Source organism: Bdellovibrio sp. BIS2, assembly GCF_055398295.1.
Window position 1 is genome coordinate 3,492,166 of the sequence record NZ_AP035879.1, and the last position, 13,210, is coordinate 3,505,375.

Genomic DNA, 13,210 nt, shown 5'->3' on the forward strand with positions numbered 1-13,210 from the left:
AAGCCCTGGAACTAGTGTTCCAAGGCGACAGGTAAAAAGCTCGTTGGAGAGGAGGCTGTGGAAGTCTCCTCTTTTTTTTGCTCTGCAGAGGTTTCGTATTTCACCAGCGTCCCGATAATATCCTGAAGCTGATCAAACGGCGCCAGATTCGGCGGCAGATTGTCTTTCAGTTCCATCGTCAGCACCGGTGTTGAACGCTCGACCCACATGTAACGACCCAAGGACCCAGGGTAGTTCCCCAGGGACTTCCAAGGAAGGTAATCAAACTTGGGCGGAGATTTCACTTTCGGTCCGTCGTAATCCAAAACTTTGAGCGGTGTGTGAACAGATACGATAAAATCCGGCTGGAAGTCACCAAGGTGCTTCATCGCGCACTTGGTTTCTGGCTCACTGCCACCTTCTTTACCCGGGAAACGGCGTGGGTTGGAGCCCGTAGAACGCCTCCACGCAGTCAAAGCCCCCGCATCCCAATCTTTGGTTGGGAAGTTGCGGTTGATATCAATCTTGTTCGCGTTGTAGCGGGTTTTGTATTTCACGCCATCCGGGTTCAACACCGGAATCACACGCCAGGAATTGCGCGGATCGATGCCTTCCAGACGCTCCATCCAGTAACGGCCCACGGTGCCTGCCGGCGTTTCATCTCCGTGAATCATACTGAACACCAGAACCTTTTTGGCTCCAGGGGTGGAAGAGATCTTTTCATAATGATAGATAGGCCGGCCTTCGGCACTCACGCACTGAGTGTCGATTTGCACCTTGGCACAAGCCTGATGCAAAAGCTTGTCGTCCCAAGCGCCCGGAAATTTTTTGAGCTCATTGATACAGTCTTGCTGAAGATCAGGGAAGTTCGCCTTCGCCCCAACAACTGTCATAAGGATCGCGCTAAAAATTAATGCTTTCATAGTCCTCTTAACCACTCAGCAATCATTATCGCTGTGTCTGCGAATTCTCTCAAGATGAGAAAGTGGCTTTTTTTGAATCAAGCTGAGAATCCTTACAAATTGACTAAAGTCTTGCAGGCTTTCGTCCGTAAAAGAAAGGGTGTGACCATTAGGACTCAGTGTGGAGGCAAGTATGTTGAATAGAGGTAGTTTTAGTTTCGTTGCGATGCTGGTAATCAATCCCGTCGTGATACTGTTTTATCAAAACTGCTCAATGGCGCCGGTAAGCCACGCCAAAAACTCCACACCGATCCCGGTGATCACCCGCCAAGTGGCTTCCGAGTCACAGCCTGTGGTTGCTGATATCAAACCTGTCTGCAATGACGATAAGAAAGAATGCCCACGTAAGGAATAATATTCTAAACGTGCATATCTGAATTCTTTATATACCTTTTACCCATGATGGCCTGCTTGTTACAACTAGCTTTCGAAGCAAGTTAGAAACAAGGAGGCTTCTATGAAACAAATCACTATCGCACTTGCCGCAATCATGGCTTTGGCAGCATCTCCTGCCCAGGCCTTTTTGTCGTCTCAAGACGAGACCACGCTGCTGGCGACCCTGAATCAGGAAAACCTGACCCCTGGAGTTCATTACAACGACATCCGCTGCTCTGTGCGCAATAAAAAGTGCCTGGTTAAAATGGAAATCAAATCCCAGAAGGCCGGCTGCCTGATTGAGCATATGAACGACGTCAGCGATCTTTATACTGAATCCACCACTCGCGACAACCACGTCCGCATGGTTTTATCCCCTTACGCTGAACAGGCGCTGGCATCTTGCGTGGCGGGTCTGCTGTAAAGCTGGACTTGCCCGTCTTTGGAAGGTCTCCTAGCCTAAACAGCGCTAGGAGGATCCATGCTTAAGTACGTTATCTCAAGTTTGTTTGTTTCCATTCTTACTCTGTCCCAGGCGTCTGCTGCCGACAAAATCAAAATGTATTTCAATAACGAGGAACTGACCAAGGTGATCGAGATTTACTCGAAGGCCACAGGTCAAAAGTTCATTATTGATCCGGGCGTGCGCGGAAAAATCTCAATCTATAATCAAGAGGCTCTGGAGCCGGCTGAAGCGTTCAATCAGCTTTCCATCGCCCTTGCCACCAACGGCTTTGCGATCAGCAAACAAAACGACGTGATGGTGGTGAAATCCGCGCGCAATGTGCAGCGTGATTTGATCGAGGTCAGTTCGGAAGTTCCTGCGATTTCACCTCAGCGCATGTACACCTGGGTGGCGACGCTGAAGCATGTTTCTGTTTTGGATCTGAATCGCGATCTGCGCATCCTGCCTTCGCGTGATGGCGAGATGAATGTGAATGCGGCGGCCAACCAGATCATCTTCACCGACTGGGCAACGAACCTGAACCGCATCGCTGAAATCCTGAAGGCTGTTGATAAACCGGTGGACCCAGCCACCAAAAAGTTGGTGGATGCTTCCCGCCGCCATCATGGCCCTGCAAACGGCCCAGCGCACAAAGGCCCGGCACCGAAGCATGACGAGGCTGGAAAAGCCCCTGAGAAGCAATAAAACCCGCTTCCAGCGCAAAAAATGACGAAGGACTGGCCCAAGGGCTGGTCCTTTCTTTTTTTGAAAATAGGCTATTGACTTACATATAATTTACACTGTAAGTTCATATGTAAGTTATGACGATGAAAACGCCCCTCCCACCACTGACACCGAAAGAAAAATCCGTCCTCGAATTTATCGAGGCGCACATCTTAAGTTCAGGAGTTTCGCCGTCATATCAAGAAATTAAGGATCACTTCGGTCTGGCTTCGTTCAACTCGGTTCAGAATTATCTGAAGCAGTTGACGAACAAGGGATATATCTCAAATCCCCAGAACTTGAAGCGAGCCATTCAGGTGCTCCACTCCGCTTCGGCGGTTCAGGATCAGCTGCAATCGAAAACGGTCTCGACGAAGACAGGATCTCCTCGCACTCAGCTCCTCCAGGCTCGTGACGAGATCCTGTCACTTCCCCTTCTTGGGAAAGTGGCGGCAGGCCAACCTATTGAAGCCATCAAACACGACGAGTTCGTGGACGTCCCCCCTTCCATGGTCAGAAATCCTTCCAAATCCTTTGCACTGAAGGTGCAGGGCGATTCCATGATTGAAGACGGGATCTTTGATGAAGACATCATTTTGATTCAGAAACAGAATTCCGCCAACAACGGCGACATCATTGTGGCAACGGTAGATAATGAAGCCACCGTGAAACGCTTCTATCTGCGCCCCCGCCCGGAAACTGGGGACGCAGATAAGATGGTGGAACTGCGCCCGTCTAATTCAACGATGAAATCCATGTGGTACACTCCTGATGAGGTTGAAATCCGTGGAATCGTTGTCGGCCTGATCCGTAAGTTCTAATTCCTATTAAATCCCCTGGCACTGCCATTGCTTTTACGTCTCCGCGAGTCGTCCATATCGGATACCGCAGCGGGGACGGATAAAACCCGCTGTTTTTCTAAAATTTAGTTCCAGCTTCTGAAAACTGGGACAGAAAACAAAGGGGATTTAAAATGAAAACCATCCAACTTCTAAGCACCGTTCTTGTTATGTCCATGCTGACTGCTTGTGCCGGTGGTGGCGGCAGTGATGAAACCAACGCCAAAACAAACTCTGTGGATGCCAACGGCTACTGCACCCAGGAGTTCATCACCAGCTATAACAATGTCCTTCTGGAGTTCAACCACCTGCAAATCCTTCTGGGCGGGATTCCGAATGAAGACAGAATCCTGGCGCAAATGAAAGCCGCTCACGGAGCCTGTAAAAAACTATTCCCCCAACATGAGGGTGTGACTTGCAAGGCTGAAGTAAAATACGAAATTACTGACATCTCCAGCAACACCTTCAAAGAAGGATGCAAAAAAACCGAAGAGGGCTTGAAACAATTGGGACAACTCTAAGTTCGATTGGAACTAATTATATGAATACCAGCGCCCCGTCTTTTCGACGTGGGCGCTTTTTTTATTTTGTCTGTCTGATAATTTAGAAAGCCCAGCAAGAACAACCCATGCTCCAGTCCAAGGCGACTTCTTCCAAAGAGCTGCGCACCTTTTTGGTTTGCGCATGAACCCCGCAACAGCCATGGCTGAAAGCATTATGAATGCTGGCCAGTGCATGCTTGGAAGCCGAAGATCTTTCCTGGTAGCCGCCATAAGTGCGCACCGGGGACCAGTCAGGCATCGCCGCCGGAATTTCCGGAGACAGCGACTTGAATTCTTCAGCACCATACACCACATTGCCACCCACAACCGTCATCACCGCCTGCAGGTCTTTGATGTCTTCCACCGGCACGGTGAAATAATCCGCACTCAGGGCCACAAAGTCAGCGAGCTGCCCTGGAACGATCTGACCGCGAGTGCCATCTTCATTCGAGAACCAGGTATTGCTCATCGTCCAAAGTTTCAGTGCTTCGGCGCGATCCAGGCATCTTTCATCCGGATACATTTTCAGACCACCCACAGTTTTACCAGTTGTCAGCCAGTAAAGACTCATCCACGGGTTGTAACTTGCAACGCGAGTGGCATCCGTTCCGGCGCCCACTGGCACACCCGCCTTCAACATCTCCTGAACCGGAGGTGTGCGCATCGCCGCCTCTTTACCGTAACGATTCACAAAGTATTCACCCTGGTAAGCCATACGGTGCTGAACCGCGATCCCGCCGTTTAATGCTTTCACACGCTCGATGTTCTTTTCTGAAATCGTTTCTGCATGGTCAAAGAACCAGTGAATGCCGTTGAAAGGCATATCGCGGTTCACTTTTTCAAACACATTCAAAGCGCGCTCAATGGTTTCGTTGTAAGTGGCATGCATGCGGAACGGCCAGCGTTTTTCGACCAGCACACGCACGACTGCTTCCAGATCCTCTTCCATATTTTCCGGCATGTCCGGGCGGGGTTCTCTGAAATCCTCAAAGTCCGCGGCGGAATAAACCAGCATTTCGCCAGCGCCGTTATGTTTATAGAAATCGTCCCCCTGTCCGAACTTGACGGTTTCAGTCCAATTTTTGAAGTCCGCCAGTTCCCCTTTCGGTTTTTGCGTGAACAAGTTGTAGGCGATTCTCAGAGTCAGCTTTTTTTCTTTCGCCAGTTCGTCAATCACCGTGTAGTCATCCGGATAGTTCTGAAAACCGCCACCAGCATCAATCACTCCGGTCACACCCAGGCGATTCAGCTCGCGCATGAAGTGCTGAGTGGAATTCTTTTGGTACTCTACCGGAAGTTTCGGCCCCTTTGCCAAAGTCGAATAAAGAATCAGGGCATTGGGCTTCGCAATCAGAATGCCTGTGGGATTGCCGTTGGCATCACGCTGAATCTCTCCCCCCGGAGGGTTCGGAGAATCCTTGGTGAAGCCGCACACACGCACGGCCGCCGCATTCAAAAGAGCGCGGTCATACAGGTGCAGAATAAACACCGGCGTGTCCGGGGATGCCTCATTGATTTCCTGAATGGTCGGAAGTCTTTTTTCGCGGAACTGGAATTCGGTAAAGCCGCCCACCACTCGCACCCATTGTGGGGCCGGAGTTCTTTGCGCCTGCTCTTTCAACATGCGCAGGGCCACAGCCAAAGAATCTACGCCATCCCAGCGAAGCTCCATGTTGTAATTCAAGCCCCCACGAATCACGTGAATATGGCTGTCAATCAGGCCTGGAATCAGACGACGCCCCTGCAAGTCGACGACCTTCGCGTCGGCCGCGGCATTTTTCATCACATCTTTGTCAGACCCCACCGACAGAATCTTGTCACCCAGAACCGCCACCGCAGTGGCGTCCTGTTGTTTCGGGTTCATGGTGGAGATTTTTCCGTTGATAAATACGAGGCTGGCTTTCTGATCCATGGTTGTCCTTACTTGAAGCGATTCAGTTCTTGTTTTTCAATCCGAGCGGGCTCGGCTGGTGGAAAAAGGCGGTCTTTGATCAGGGGAAAGACACTTTCCCCGATCAGCATTCCCAGCAATCCCACAAGGGCGATTGCGGGTGGCGCTGGTGATTTCACACGCAGACCAGCGTAAATGATCCCGACCAGCAATCCAACCACTAATGATATTATGTAGGGCCGCACACTAGTGGCCTTCTTGAGCGTTGAACATAGTTTTGGCATAGTCGATGCCCAGGCCATAAGCGCCACCCACCTCTTTGGCAATGCTGGTTGTCGACGCATAAGTTTCGCCACGAGCCCAGTCTCTTTGCAGCTCCAACAGATATTGCAAAGATGTGATTGGGCGAGCACCCGCCTGAACCATACGATCCATGGCGCGGTTGTGGGCCTCTTCACTGATATCACCGCTGGCGTCAGCAATCACATAGACTTCAAAACCTTGCTCCAAAGCAGAAAGAACAGGGCCGACGATACAAACACTGGTCCACAAACCTGCAAAGACAATACGGTTTTTACCGATGCGATTGACTTCATCAATCACGGCTTGATCTTCCCAGGTGTTCATCGAAGTGCGATCCAGCATTTTCTGACCTTCGAAGGTGCGCGTGATTTCGCTAAACATCGGGCCCGAGAAAGACTTTTCCGCCACCGTGGTCAGGATCGCTGGCACGTTGAAGGACTTGGCTGCCTTCGAAACCAGAGCTGCATTGTTACGAAGCAATGTGGTGTCGATGGATTTGGTTGCGAAAGCCATCTGGCTTTGGAAGTCGATCAGGATCAGAGTGTGATCTTTTGGAGTCAGAAGTGATTTTGCCGGTGTTGCAGTTGCTTTTGCCATGTTGATATCCCCTTTTTTATTTTTCAATTTTGTGAGTGGGTTTCCCCTGTTTTTTAAAAAGATAGCGATTAACTTTGATAAAAGAAATTTGTTATTTTAAATCGAGATGATAGGAATTAATTATCATTATTTGCGCATTTCCCTCTAAGTAAGGTCAAAGAGCAGAAACTCTGTCCCAGCCCCGGCTTGCAGGTGCAGCTTGCTTCCTTTTTCAATTCGCAAGCCATCCCCGGACTGGGCCAGAACCTTCCCCACAGTGACTGAACCTGAGATCACCTGAATCCAAACACTGCCTTCACGAGAAGAACGATACGTGGCCGAGGTTTTTTCTGAAAACTTGCCGCGGAAAATATCAGCTTTGGCATTCAGATAAAGCCCGCCCTTGCGACCGGCTTCAGAAGCCACACAAATCAAGCCCTCTTTACCAAAACCATCAATGGCTTTTTGTTCATAAATGGGTTGAATGCCTTCCAGGGAAGGCTCGATCCAAATCTGCATAAAATGAACATCCTGCAGACTGGAGCTGTTGTATTCACTGTGCTGAATTCCAGTTCCCGCGGTCATTTTCTGGATCTCACCCCGCTTGATGATAGTGCTGTTACCCAGGGTGTCCTTATGCTTCACCTCTCCACTTAATACGTAAGTCACTATTTCCATGTCTGTGTGAGGATGAGTGGGAAAACCTTCCAACGGCACCACGATATCCTGATTGATCACGCGCAGGTTTTTAAAACCCATGTGTTTTGGATCACGATAGTTGGCAAAAGAGAAACTGTGTTTGGTTTTAAGCCAGCCATGATCCGCGAAGCCTCGCTCGTCTGACCGTCTTAAAGTCACCCGGGCCTTGCTGCTGTCAGCAGCAAAGACTTTCCATGGAAGAAAAGCCCCCAAAGCACTCAGACTGATACTGCGAATAAAGTCCCGTCTTTTCATGAAGCCCCCTGTTAGGAAAGTTAAACCATTTTGCTGGTGATCGTGACCTTGCTTTCAAGCAGACGGTGAATCGGACAGCGGCCGGCGATATCGTAAAGCCTTGCCTTTTCCTCATCTGTCAGTTCACCGCGGAAGGTGATCTCGCGGCTGATCTGGGTTTCGGGCCCTTCAGATTCGATTTTCACTTTCACGTCTGTCGATTCAAGCTTGTAACCTTTGCGGTTGGCATAAAGCTGTACCGTCAAAATCGTGCAAGCCGCCAAGGCACTTTCCAGCAATTCATGCGGATCGGGCGCTTCATCTTTGCCACCCAGCTTTTCTGCAAGACCCGCATGCACCTTGTGCTCGCGAACCGACATTTCCGCCACCAGATTTTCTTTTCGTCTACCTTCAACCATTTTCAATACCCTTTACGGAGAAACAAAGTGCGACACCACGGGTTCTTCCAACAATACGTGGAATCGTCGCGCTTCCATCTGCACATCATGAGCGGACTTGGTCACGCGTTCATGCTGCCTTAAGTGTTCCAGCCAGGAGGCCACCAGGAAATATTCCAAGAATCGGCCCGGCTTTTCAGTGTCCTCGAAAATTCCCCAGGAATAAGCACCGTCACGACGGCGTTCAGAGCTCAGGGAATCCATGACGGCCACAAACTCGGTCTTCTTTTTCACATCAATAATGTATTCCACCGTAATCATCACCGGACCGCGATCCAGCTCGACTTTGTGAGCCAGCACGGGTTCGGGCCAATGCGCTGACGGAGTCAGATCCGCCGTCTTTTCCTGGTGCAGTTTAAAGCCCCAGAACAATGGAACCGCCAGCAACAACCCCGCAGCTGCCACCAAAAGGGCGATCGAGATCGTCGTGCGGGAAGCCAACTGCCCCCACAACAAACTTCCCAGCGTCTGCGAGCCGAAGAAGGCCATCACAAACAAGGACAACCCACGGGCACGCACCCAATCCGGCAACGAAGTCTGCGCTGACACATTCAGCGTCGTCAGAACGCCAATCCAGGAAGCCCCGGCGATAATACTGGCCGCCACGGCCACAAAACTTTGTGCTGTCACGGCAAAAAGGCCCAGGCTGATTGCGGTTCCCACTGTACCCAGCAAAACCACATGATCCGCTTTCAGACGGGCGCGCACCTTCGGAAGCATCAACGCCCCAAGAACCGCACCTGCGCCTACACTTCCCAGCAGGATGCCGTAAAGTTCAGAGCCGCCGCCAAGATTCTTTTTCGTCACTAAAGGCAGCAACGCCCAGTAAGCACTGGCGAACAAAAAGAATCCAACCGCACGCAAGACCGTGTTCTTAAAAGGACGGCTGTTGCGGGCATAACGAACCCCGGTCCACATCGCGCCCAGAATGTCTTCAGCGGGCAGCGTTCTTTCCGCTTTCTTCGGTGGTGTCCACCACCACAAAGCCGCGATCACCACCAAAAAACTTAACGCATTCACCATAAACGGCGCCGCAAGACCCACTTGCACCAAAATCACCCCCGCCAAGGCCGGGCCGATGGCGCGACTGATGTTGATCCCGACAGAATTTAACGACACCGCACTGTTTAGAACATTCCGGGGCACCAGGCTGGGCGTGATGGCCTGCCATGCCGGAGTTGAAAAAGCCGAAAATGTTCCCATCAAAAACGTAAATAACAACAGCAACACCGGTGAGATCTGCCCGGCATAAACCATGAACCCCAGACACACAGCCAAGGCTGCAAGAATGGTCTGTGCCGCCAACAACAGACGGCGACGATCCATCAGATCCGCCAAAGCGCCTGCCGGCAATGCAAACAAAAATACGGGAAGGGTCGTTGCCGTTTGCACCAGAGCCACCATCATTGGTGATGGATTCAGATTGGTCATCAGCCAGCCCGCCCCCACATCGTGCATCCACGTGCCGATGTTGGATAAAACGGTGGCAATCCAGATGACCGCAAAAGCTTTGTGAGTAAAGGGAGCAAAAGCACTTTGCTCCCTTGTGTTTTCAGCAGCAGCAGAACTCACGGCATATCAAAGAGGATAAATTCAGCCCCTTTGCCCCAGGAAAGCTTCAGTGTTTCCACATCAGTAATTGCCGCACCATCACCCGCCGTCAGGGACTTTGAATCCACCTGCACGTCGCCTTTAATTACCTGCACCCACAGATGTCTGTGCGGATAGGTCTTGTGATTTTTTTCACCGGCATCCTGGGCTTTCGCCACATACATGTCGACATCCTGATTCAGCGTGATGGAACCACCACGGCCTTTGTGCGAAGCCACCAGAATCAAATCGCTGCAACCAAAGCTGTCAGCAAAGTTCTTCTGGGCATAGCCCGGCTCCACACCAATCTTATCCGGCTTGATCCAGATTTGCAGGAAGTGAGTTTCCTTGCCCGGGATGTTGTTGTATTCGGAGTGACGGACCCCTGTGCCTGCACTCATGCGCTGCACTTCGCCCGGTTTGATCACAGCCACGTTACCCATAGAGTCTTTGTGGGCCAACTCTCCGTCGATCACATAAGAAATGATTTCCATGTCACGGTGAGGATGGGTGTCGAAACCTGTGCCGCCCTGAATGCGGTCTTCATTGATTACGCGAAGAGGGCCATAGCCCATGAAGTTTTCGTCATAGTATTCCGCAAAAGAGAAAGTGTGTTTGGAGTTCAGCCATCCGTGTTGTGCCAGACCGCGCTCGTTGGATTTTCTTACTTGAATCATATGTTGCTCCCTTTTTTTAAAATCGTGTTTGTCTTTCTTGATAGACTTTACGGCTTTCAGACGATAAATAAAATTTGAAAGATTTAATCATCTTGATAAGTAAAGATTATCATTAGGGGTCCTATGAACTTAGACCAGTTGGAATTCGTTAAAGCCGTCATTGAGTGTGGAAGCTTCCGGGCCGCGGCCGACAAGGTGGGACGCTCCCAGCCGGCCTTGAGCGTGGCTATTAAGAATCTGGAAGATGAGCTGAGCCTGACCATCTTTGACCGCTCCGAATACAAAGTAAAACTGACCCCGGAAGGCCAGGCGTTTTATGCCGTGGCAAAAGCCACCTTGGAATCCGCCCAATACACGGCCCGTGTGGGTATCGAATTGGGACGTCACAAGGCCGACACCGAACTGCATATTTCTGCCGACCCGCTGATCTCCACCGAAATTCTGGAGCTGATCGCCCTGGAATGTGCGCGCCCCGTGCTGCCGGTGAATCTGATCATCAGCAAGTCCATTCTTCAGGGCGGCTATCAGCGCCTTTTGGATGGCGAGATTGACCTGGCCATCGCTCCGGCCCCCAAGAACAACGAAGACCTGGAAAGCATCTTCCTTGAAGACGTCGTTCTGGTGACCGCCGTGTCCCGCCGTCTGCTGCAGGAAAAGCGCACGCCAACCAAAGAATTTCTGACCAAACACCCCCAGATTCTGGTCTATAACCACCAAACCAATGAACGACCCGATGCCACGATTCGCAAAACCAGCAAAGAGGCCGGTCACAAAATCTATGTTCCCGATCACCACACCAAAGTGAAAATGATCGAAGGTGGCGTCGGCTGGGGCCGCATCGCCAAAAGCGAATGCACCAAAGAAAAAAATCTGGTGCTGATTGATAAATCCATCGCTTCCGAGACCCATCTTGAGCTATGTTTGGTCCGTCCCAAAAACCGCCCCATCGGCGTCACGGCCCGTTCAGTATGGAATGCCTTTCAGAAACGGTCCACTCAAGGGAGATAGATATGCAACAGCACACGTCCATCAACTATTCTGACAAAACCAAGTTCTATAAAGAGCTGCACTCTGAAGCCGAAGGCCTGGCGGAAAAAGAATGGTTCGTGAATCTTGCGAACTTCTCTGCCCTGCTTAAGCAGCACCTGCCTGAGATCAATTGGGTGGGATTTTATTTGCTTCATAACAACGAACTGCTGCTCAGCTCCTTCCAAGGACTTCCCGCCTGCACGCGCATCGCAATCGGAAAAGGTGTGTGCGGAACCGCGGCGAAAACACTGCAGACTCAACTGGTGGCTGACGTGGATCAGTTCCCCGGTCACATTGTGTGTGACGCCGCCTCAAAATCTGAAATCGTGGTGCCACTGATTCATAACGGAAAGCTGCTGGGGGTTTTGGATGTCGATGCGCCGGTTTTAAATCGTTTCGACAACGAAGATCAAAAGGGCCTTGAAGGCCTGGTGCAGATTCTGATCAGTAAAACTGCGTGGCCAGACAGGTTTGTTTAAAAGCCCACCTCGGGATCAACCCACCGAAAACAAAAAAGCCGGTTCGTTTTGCACAAACCGGCTTTTAATAAAACTCTTCAATAATCAAACTAGTAAAGATCGCGATAATCGTCTTCGATTGGAGACGTCGTCGCACCTTCTACATAAAGAACAACGCTGTTGTTTTTCAAAGATGGGTGTTGAACCTGAACTGTGCAAGAGCTCCAGTCAGCGCCCGGAGTCCAGGACACTTTCAGTTCATAGTTCTGAGTATAAGTTTTGGAAGCGGAATCATAAGAGCTGTTCAAAAGAATCACGCGCTCAACATCACAAGTGAAACCATCTTGTTCGGAAGTCACAACACCTTTTGGATCAATCAGATTCAAAGCCTGGTTTTTAACAACCACGCGCAAAGAAACGATGCCATCCTGATTGGAAGCATCCACAGCTTTCACAGCCACCGTACGGCCATTTTGAACGTCGACGTATTTATCGCTCCAGGCTTGAGCGGAAGAAGCCACCAACAATGCAGCGACAACAGAAAGAACTTTCATCTTTTAACTCCTTGGTTGTTTTGATGAGGGCGTTCTAGCACAGCCCCACCCCAAAACCAACGCAACGAGTTAAGTAGTGGTAAATTTACAGGTAATTACGGTCGGTCTCCAAGCACGTCGAAGCGAGGACGTTGGCCGACAACGCCGTCGATGAGGTCCTTTTCACCGACCGTAGAAAAAACAAAGGGATGGTCGCAAGCGCACACCATCCCTTCTAATCCCCTCGAGATAATACTAAATCAAATACGTTTGAGCTGACGGTTTAGCCGCGAGCGTAGCGTTTATTCATGGATTCGCGGATCTCAGCACCTTCGATGCTCAGGCGAGTCCAAGGAATAGCGCGAAGTCTTTCAGGCTCAATCGCCTCTTCAGTCTCTTCGCAGTAACCGAATGTGCCGCCCTCAATGCGAGCCAAGGCGCTTTCGATTTCCATCAGTTGACCACGCAGTCTTTCATGCATGCTGAGGAATTCTTGTTCAGCCAAAACGCGAACCGTTTGGTCGCCTTCATCGCCGCCCTTTTCCTCATTCTGGTCCAAGTTCAAACGAGCTTCTTTCACTCTATTGAGGATATCCTGCTTCGTTTGCAAAAGCTTTGTACGACATTCAGTCACCAGCTTTTCAGAGATAGCCATATTGCCCCCTCGAGTTCCTTCCAGCTTAAGTGCCAATTTGGAACTGACCTATTAAGTTCTAGACCTGTAATTTTTGCAAGCAAAAAATCTTACATTAACTTAAAATTAAATAAAGCGTTGTAAATCCTGACGAATCCTTAACTGCGGCCATGGGAGCGCCATAGCGGCTGACCTCACAAACCCATCTCCAAGTCATCTTCTTACAATTATAATCCCAATTTTGATTAGATCGCCCGCTCAAA

17 protein-coding genes are annotated in these 13,210 nt (G+C 50.3%); 7 read left to right on the forward strand and 10 right to left on the reverse strand.

From position 1 onward, the window contains the following. Positions 1-11: 11 nt before the first annotated feature. Positions 12-902 carry a M14 family zinc carboxypeptidase gene (locus ACZ520_RS16575; protein ID WP_088564061.1) on the reverse strand — a complete coding sequence of 297 codons (891 nt, stop codon included), beginning with the start codon at positions 900-902 and terminating at the stop codon, positions 12-14. 172 nt (positions 903-1,074) lie between these two features. Between ACZ520_RS16575 and ACZ520_RS16580 the strand changes: the two genes are divergently transcribed. The 5 genes from ACZ520_RS16580 (at position 1,075) to ACZ520_RS16600 (ending at position 3,844) form a co-directional block, all read left to right on the forward strand. Continuing rightward, positions 1,075-1,296 (forward strand): hypothetical protein, encoded by a 222-nt coding sequence (locus tag ACZ520_RS16580; protein ID WP_374031332.1) that lies wholly within the window; start codon positions 1,075-1,077, stop codon positions 1,294-1,296. A 102-nt stretch (positions 1,297-1,398) separates the two neighbouring features. Next, positions 1,399-1,740: a hypothetical protein gene (locus ACZ520_RS16585; protein ID WP_088564060.1), complete on the forward strand. Its 342-nt coding sequence runs from the start codon at positions 1,399-1,401 to the stop codon at positions 1,738-1,740. 57 nt (positions 1,741-1,797) lie between these two features. Continuing rightward, the gene (locus ACZ520_RS16590) at positions 1,798-2,466 is read left to right on the forward strand and encodes a hypothetical protein (RefSeq protein ID WP_464126602.1); all 669 of its coding nucleotides are present in this window, start codon (positions 1,798-1,800) and stop codon (positions 2,464-2,466) included. A 122-nt stretch (positions 2,467-2,588) separates the two neighbouring features. After that, positions 2,589-3,305, forward strand: a complete 717-nt coding sequence (gene lexA, locus ACZ520_RS16595) for a transcriptional repressor LexA (RefSeq protein ID WP_226988073.1) — start codon at positions 2,589-2,591, stop codon at positions 3,303-3,305. Between the two features lie 152 nt (positions 3,306-3,457). Next, a complete protein-coding gene (locus ACZ520_RS16600) occupies positions 3,458-3,844 on the forward strand; it encodes a hypothetical protein (RefSeq protein WP_464126604.1) in 387 nt (128 codons plus the stop codon). A gap of 82 nt (positions 3,845-3,926) precedes the next feature. On the opposite strand, the gene ACZ520_RS16605 is transcribed toward ACZ520_RS16600, so the two are convergent. From ACZ520_RS16605 to ACZ520_RS16635, 7 genes are all read right to left on the reverse strand, one after another. Further along, positions 3,927-5,777, reverse strand: coding sequence for an amidohydrolase (locus ACZ520_RS16605; protein WP_464126606.1), 1,851 nt, complete (start codon positions 5,775-5,777; stop codon positions 3,927-3,929). Positions 5,778-5,785: 8 nt separating this feature from the next. Next, positions 5,786-6,058, reverse strand: a complete 273-nt coding sequence (locus tag ACZ520_RS16610; RefSeq protein WP_464126608.1) for a DUF1427 family protein — start codon at positions 6,056-6,058, stop codon at positions 5,786-5,788. Next, positions 6,003-6,656 (reverse strand): hydrolase, encoded by a 654-nt coding sequence (locus ACZ520_RS16615; RefSeq protein WP_374031337.1) that lies wholly within the window; start codon positions 6,654-6,656, stop codon positions 6,003-6,005. The genes ACZ520_RS16610 and ACZ520_RS16615 overlap by 56 nt, the downstream gene beginning before the upstream one ends. Before the next feature lie 144 nt (positions 6,657-6,800). Further along, positions 6,801-7,589, reverse strand: coding sequence for a pirin family protein (locus ACZ520_RS16620; RefSeq protein ID WP_464126610.1), 789 nt, complete (start codon positions 7,587-7,589; stop codon positions 6,801-6,803). Positions 7,590-7,609: 20 nt separating this feature from the next. Continuing rightward, entirely contained in the window at positions 7,610-7,987 is a 378-nt protein-coding gene (locus tag ACZ520_RS16625; protein WP_374031340.1) for an OsmC family protein, read from the reverse strand. Between the two features lie 12 nt (positions 7,988-7,999). Next, the gene (locus ACZ520_RS16630) at positions 8,000-9,598 is read right to left on the reverse strand and encodes an MFS transporter (protein WP_464126613.1); all 1,599 of its coding nucleotides are present in this window, start codon (positions 9,596-9,598) and stop codon (positions 8,000-8,002) included. Beyond that, positions 9,595-10,293 carry a pirin family protein gene (locus ACZ520_RS16635; RefSeq protein WP_374031342.1) on the reverse strand — a complete coding sequence of 233 codons (699 nt, stop codon included), beginning with the start codon at positions 10,291-10,293 and terminating at the stop codon, positions 9,595-9,597. Before ACZ520_RS16635 ends, ACZ520_RS16630 begins: the two co-directional genes overlap by 4 nt. Before the next feature lie 123 nt (positions 10,294-10,416). On the opposite strand from ACZ520_RS16635, the gene ACZ520_RS16640 reads away from it, so the two are divergent. After that, positions 10,417-11,301 (forward strand): LysR family transcriptional regulator, encoded by an 885-nt coding sequence (locus ACZ520_RS16640; protein WP_417868156.1) that lies wholly within the window; start codon positions 10,417-10,419, stop codon positions 11,299-11,301. 2 nt (positions 11,302-11,303) lie between these two features. Continuing rightward, entirely contained in the window at positions 11,304-11,801 is a 498-nt protein-coding gene (locus tag ACZ520_RS16645; protein WP_464126616.1) for a GAF domain-containing protein, read from the forward strand. An 89-nt stretch (positions 11,802-11,890) separates the two neighbouring features. Here the strand turns inward: ACZ520_RS16645 and ACZ520_RS16650 are convergent, their stop codons facing one another. Both ACZ520_RS16650 and ACZ520_RS16655 read right to left on the reverse strand, forming a co-directional pair. Further along, on the reverse strand, positions 11,891-12,334 hold the full coding sequence (locus tag ACZ520_RS16650) for a hypothetical protein (RefSeq protein ID WP_464126618.1): 444 nt from the start codon (positions 12,332-12,334) through the stop codon (positions 11,891-11,893). Positions 12,335-12,596: 262 nt separating this feature from the next. Beyond that, on the reverse strand, positions 12,597-12,968 hold the full coding sequence (locus ACZ520_RS16655; protein WP_088564050.1) for a TraR/DksA family transcriptional regulator: 372 nt from the start codon (positions 12,966-12,968) through the stop codon (positions 12,597-12,599). Positions 12,969-13,210: the final 242 nt, after the last annotated feature.

What these genes read in the sequence shown, in the direction of transcription:
- ACZ520_RS16575 (WP_088564061.1), bottom strand. Translation starts at nt 902, where the DNA reads ATGAAAGCATTAATTTTTAGCGCGATCCTTATGACAGTTGTTGGGGCG.
- ACZ520_RS16580 (WP_374031332.1), top strand. Translation starts at nt 1,075, where the DNA reads ATGTTGAATAGAGGTAGTTTTAGTTTCGTTGCGATGCTGGTAATCAAT.
- ACZ520_RS16585 (WP_088564060.1), top strand. Translation starts at nt 1,399, where the DNA reads ATGAAACAAATCACTATCGCACTTGCCGCAATCATGGCTTTGGCAGCA.
- ACZ520_RS16590 (WP_464126602.1), top strand. Translation starts at nt 1,798, where the DNA reads ATGCTTAAGTACGTTATCTCAAGTTTGTTTGTTTCCATTCTTACTCTG.
- lexA (WP_226988073.1), top strand. Translation starts at nt 2,589, where the DNA reads ATGAAAACGCCCCTCCCACCACTGACACCGAAAGAAAAATCCGTCCTC.
- ACZ520_RS16600 (WP_464126604.1), top strand. Translation starts at nt 3,458, where the DNA reads ATGAAAACCATCCAACTTCTAAGCACCGTTCTTGTTATGTCCATGCTG.
- ACZ520_RS16605 (WP_464126606.1), bottom strand. Translation starts at nt 5,777, where the DNA reads ATGGATCAGAAAGCCAGCCTCGTATTTATCAACGGAAAAATCTCCACC.
- ACZ520_RS16610 (WP_464126608.1), bottom strand. Translation starts at nt 6,058, where the DNA reads ATGGCCTGGGCATCGACTATGCCAAAACTATGTTCAACGCTCAAGAAG.
- ACZ520_RS16615 (WP_374031337.1), bottom strand. Translation starts at nt 6,656, where the DNA reads ATGGCAAAAGCAACTGCAACACCGGCAAAATCACTTCTGACTCCAAAA.
- ACZ520_RS16620 (WP_464126610.1), bottom strand. Translation starts at nt 7,589, where the DNA reads ATGAAAAGACGGGACTTTATTCGCAGTATCAGTCTGAGTGCTTTGGGG.
- ACZ520_RS16625 (WP_374031340.1), bottom strand. Translation starts at nt 7,987, where the DNA reads ATGGTTGAAGGTAGACGAAAAGAAAATCTGGTGGCGGAAATGTCGGTT.
- ACZ520_RS16635 (WP_374031342.1), bottom strand. Translation starts at nt 10,293, where the DNA reads ATGATTCAAGTAAGAAAATCCAACGAGCGCGGTCTGGCACAACACGGA.
- ACZ520_RS16640 (WP_417868156.1), top strand. Translation starts at nt 10,417, where the DNA reads ATGAACTTAGACCAGTTGGAATTCGTTAAAGCCGTCATTGAGTGTGGA.
- ACZ520_RS16645 (WP_464126616.1), top strand. Translation starts at nt 11,304, where the DNA reads ATGCAACAGCACACGTCCATCAACTATTCTGACAAAACCAAGTTCTAT.
- ACZ520_RS16650 (WP_464126618.1), bottom strand. Translation starts at nt 12,334, where the DNA reads ATGAAAGTTCTTTCTGTTGTCGCTGCATTGTTGGTGGCTTCTTCCGCT.
- ACZ520_RS16655 (WP_088564050.1), bottom strand. Translation starts at nt 12,968, where the DNA reads ATGGCTATCTCTGAAAAGCTGGTGACTGAATGTCGTACAAAGCTTTTG.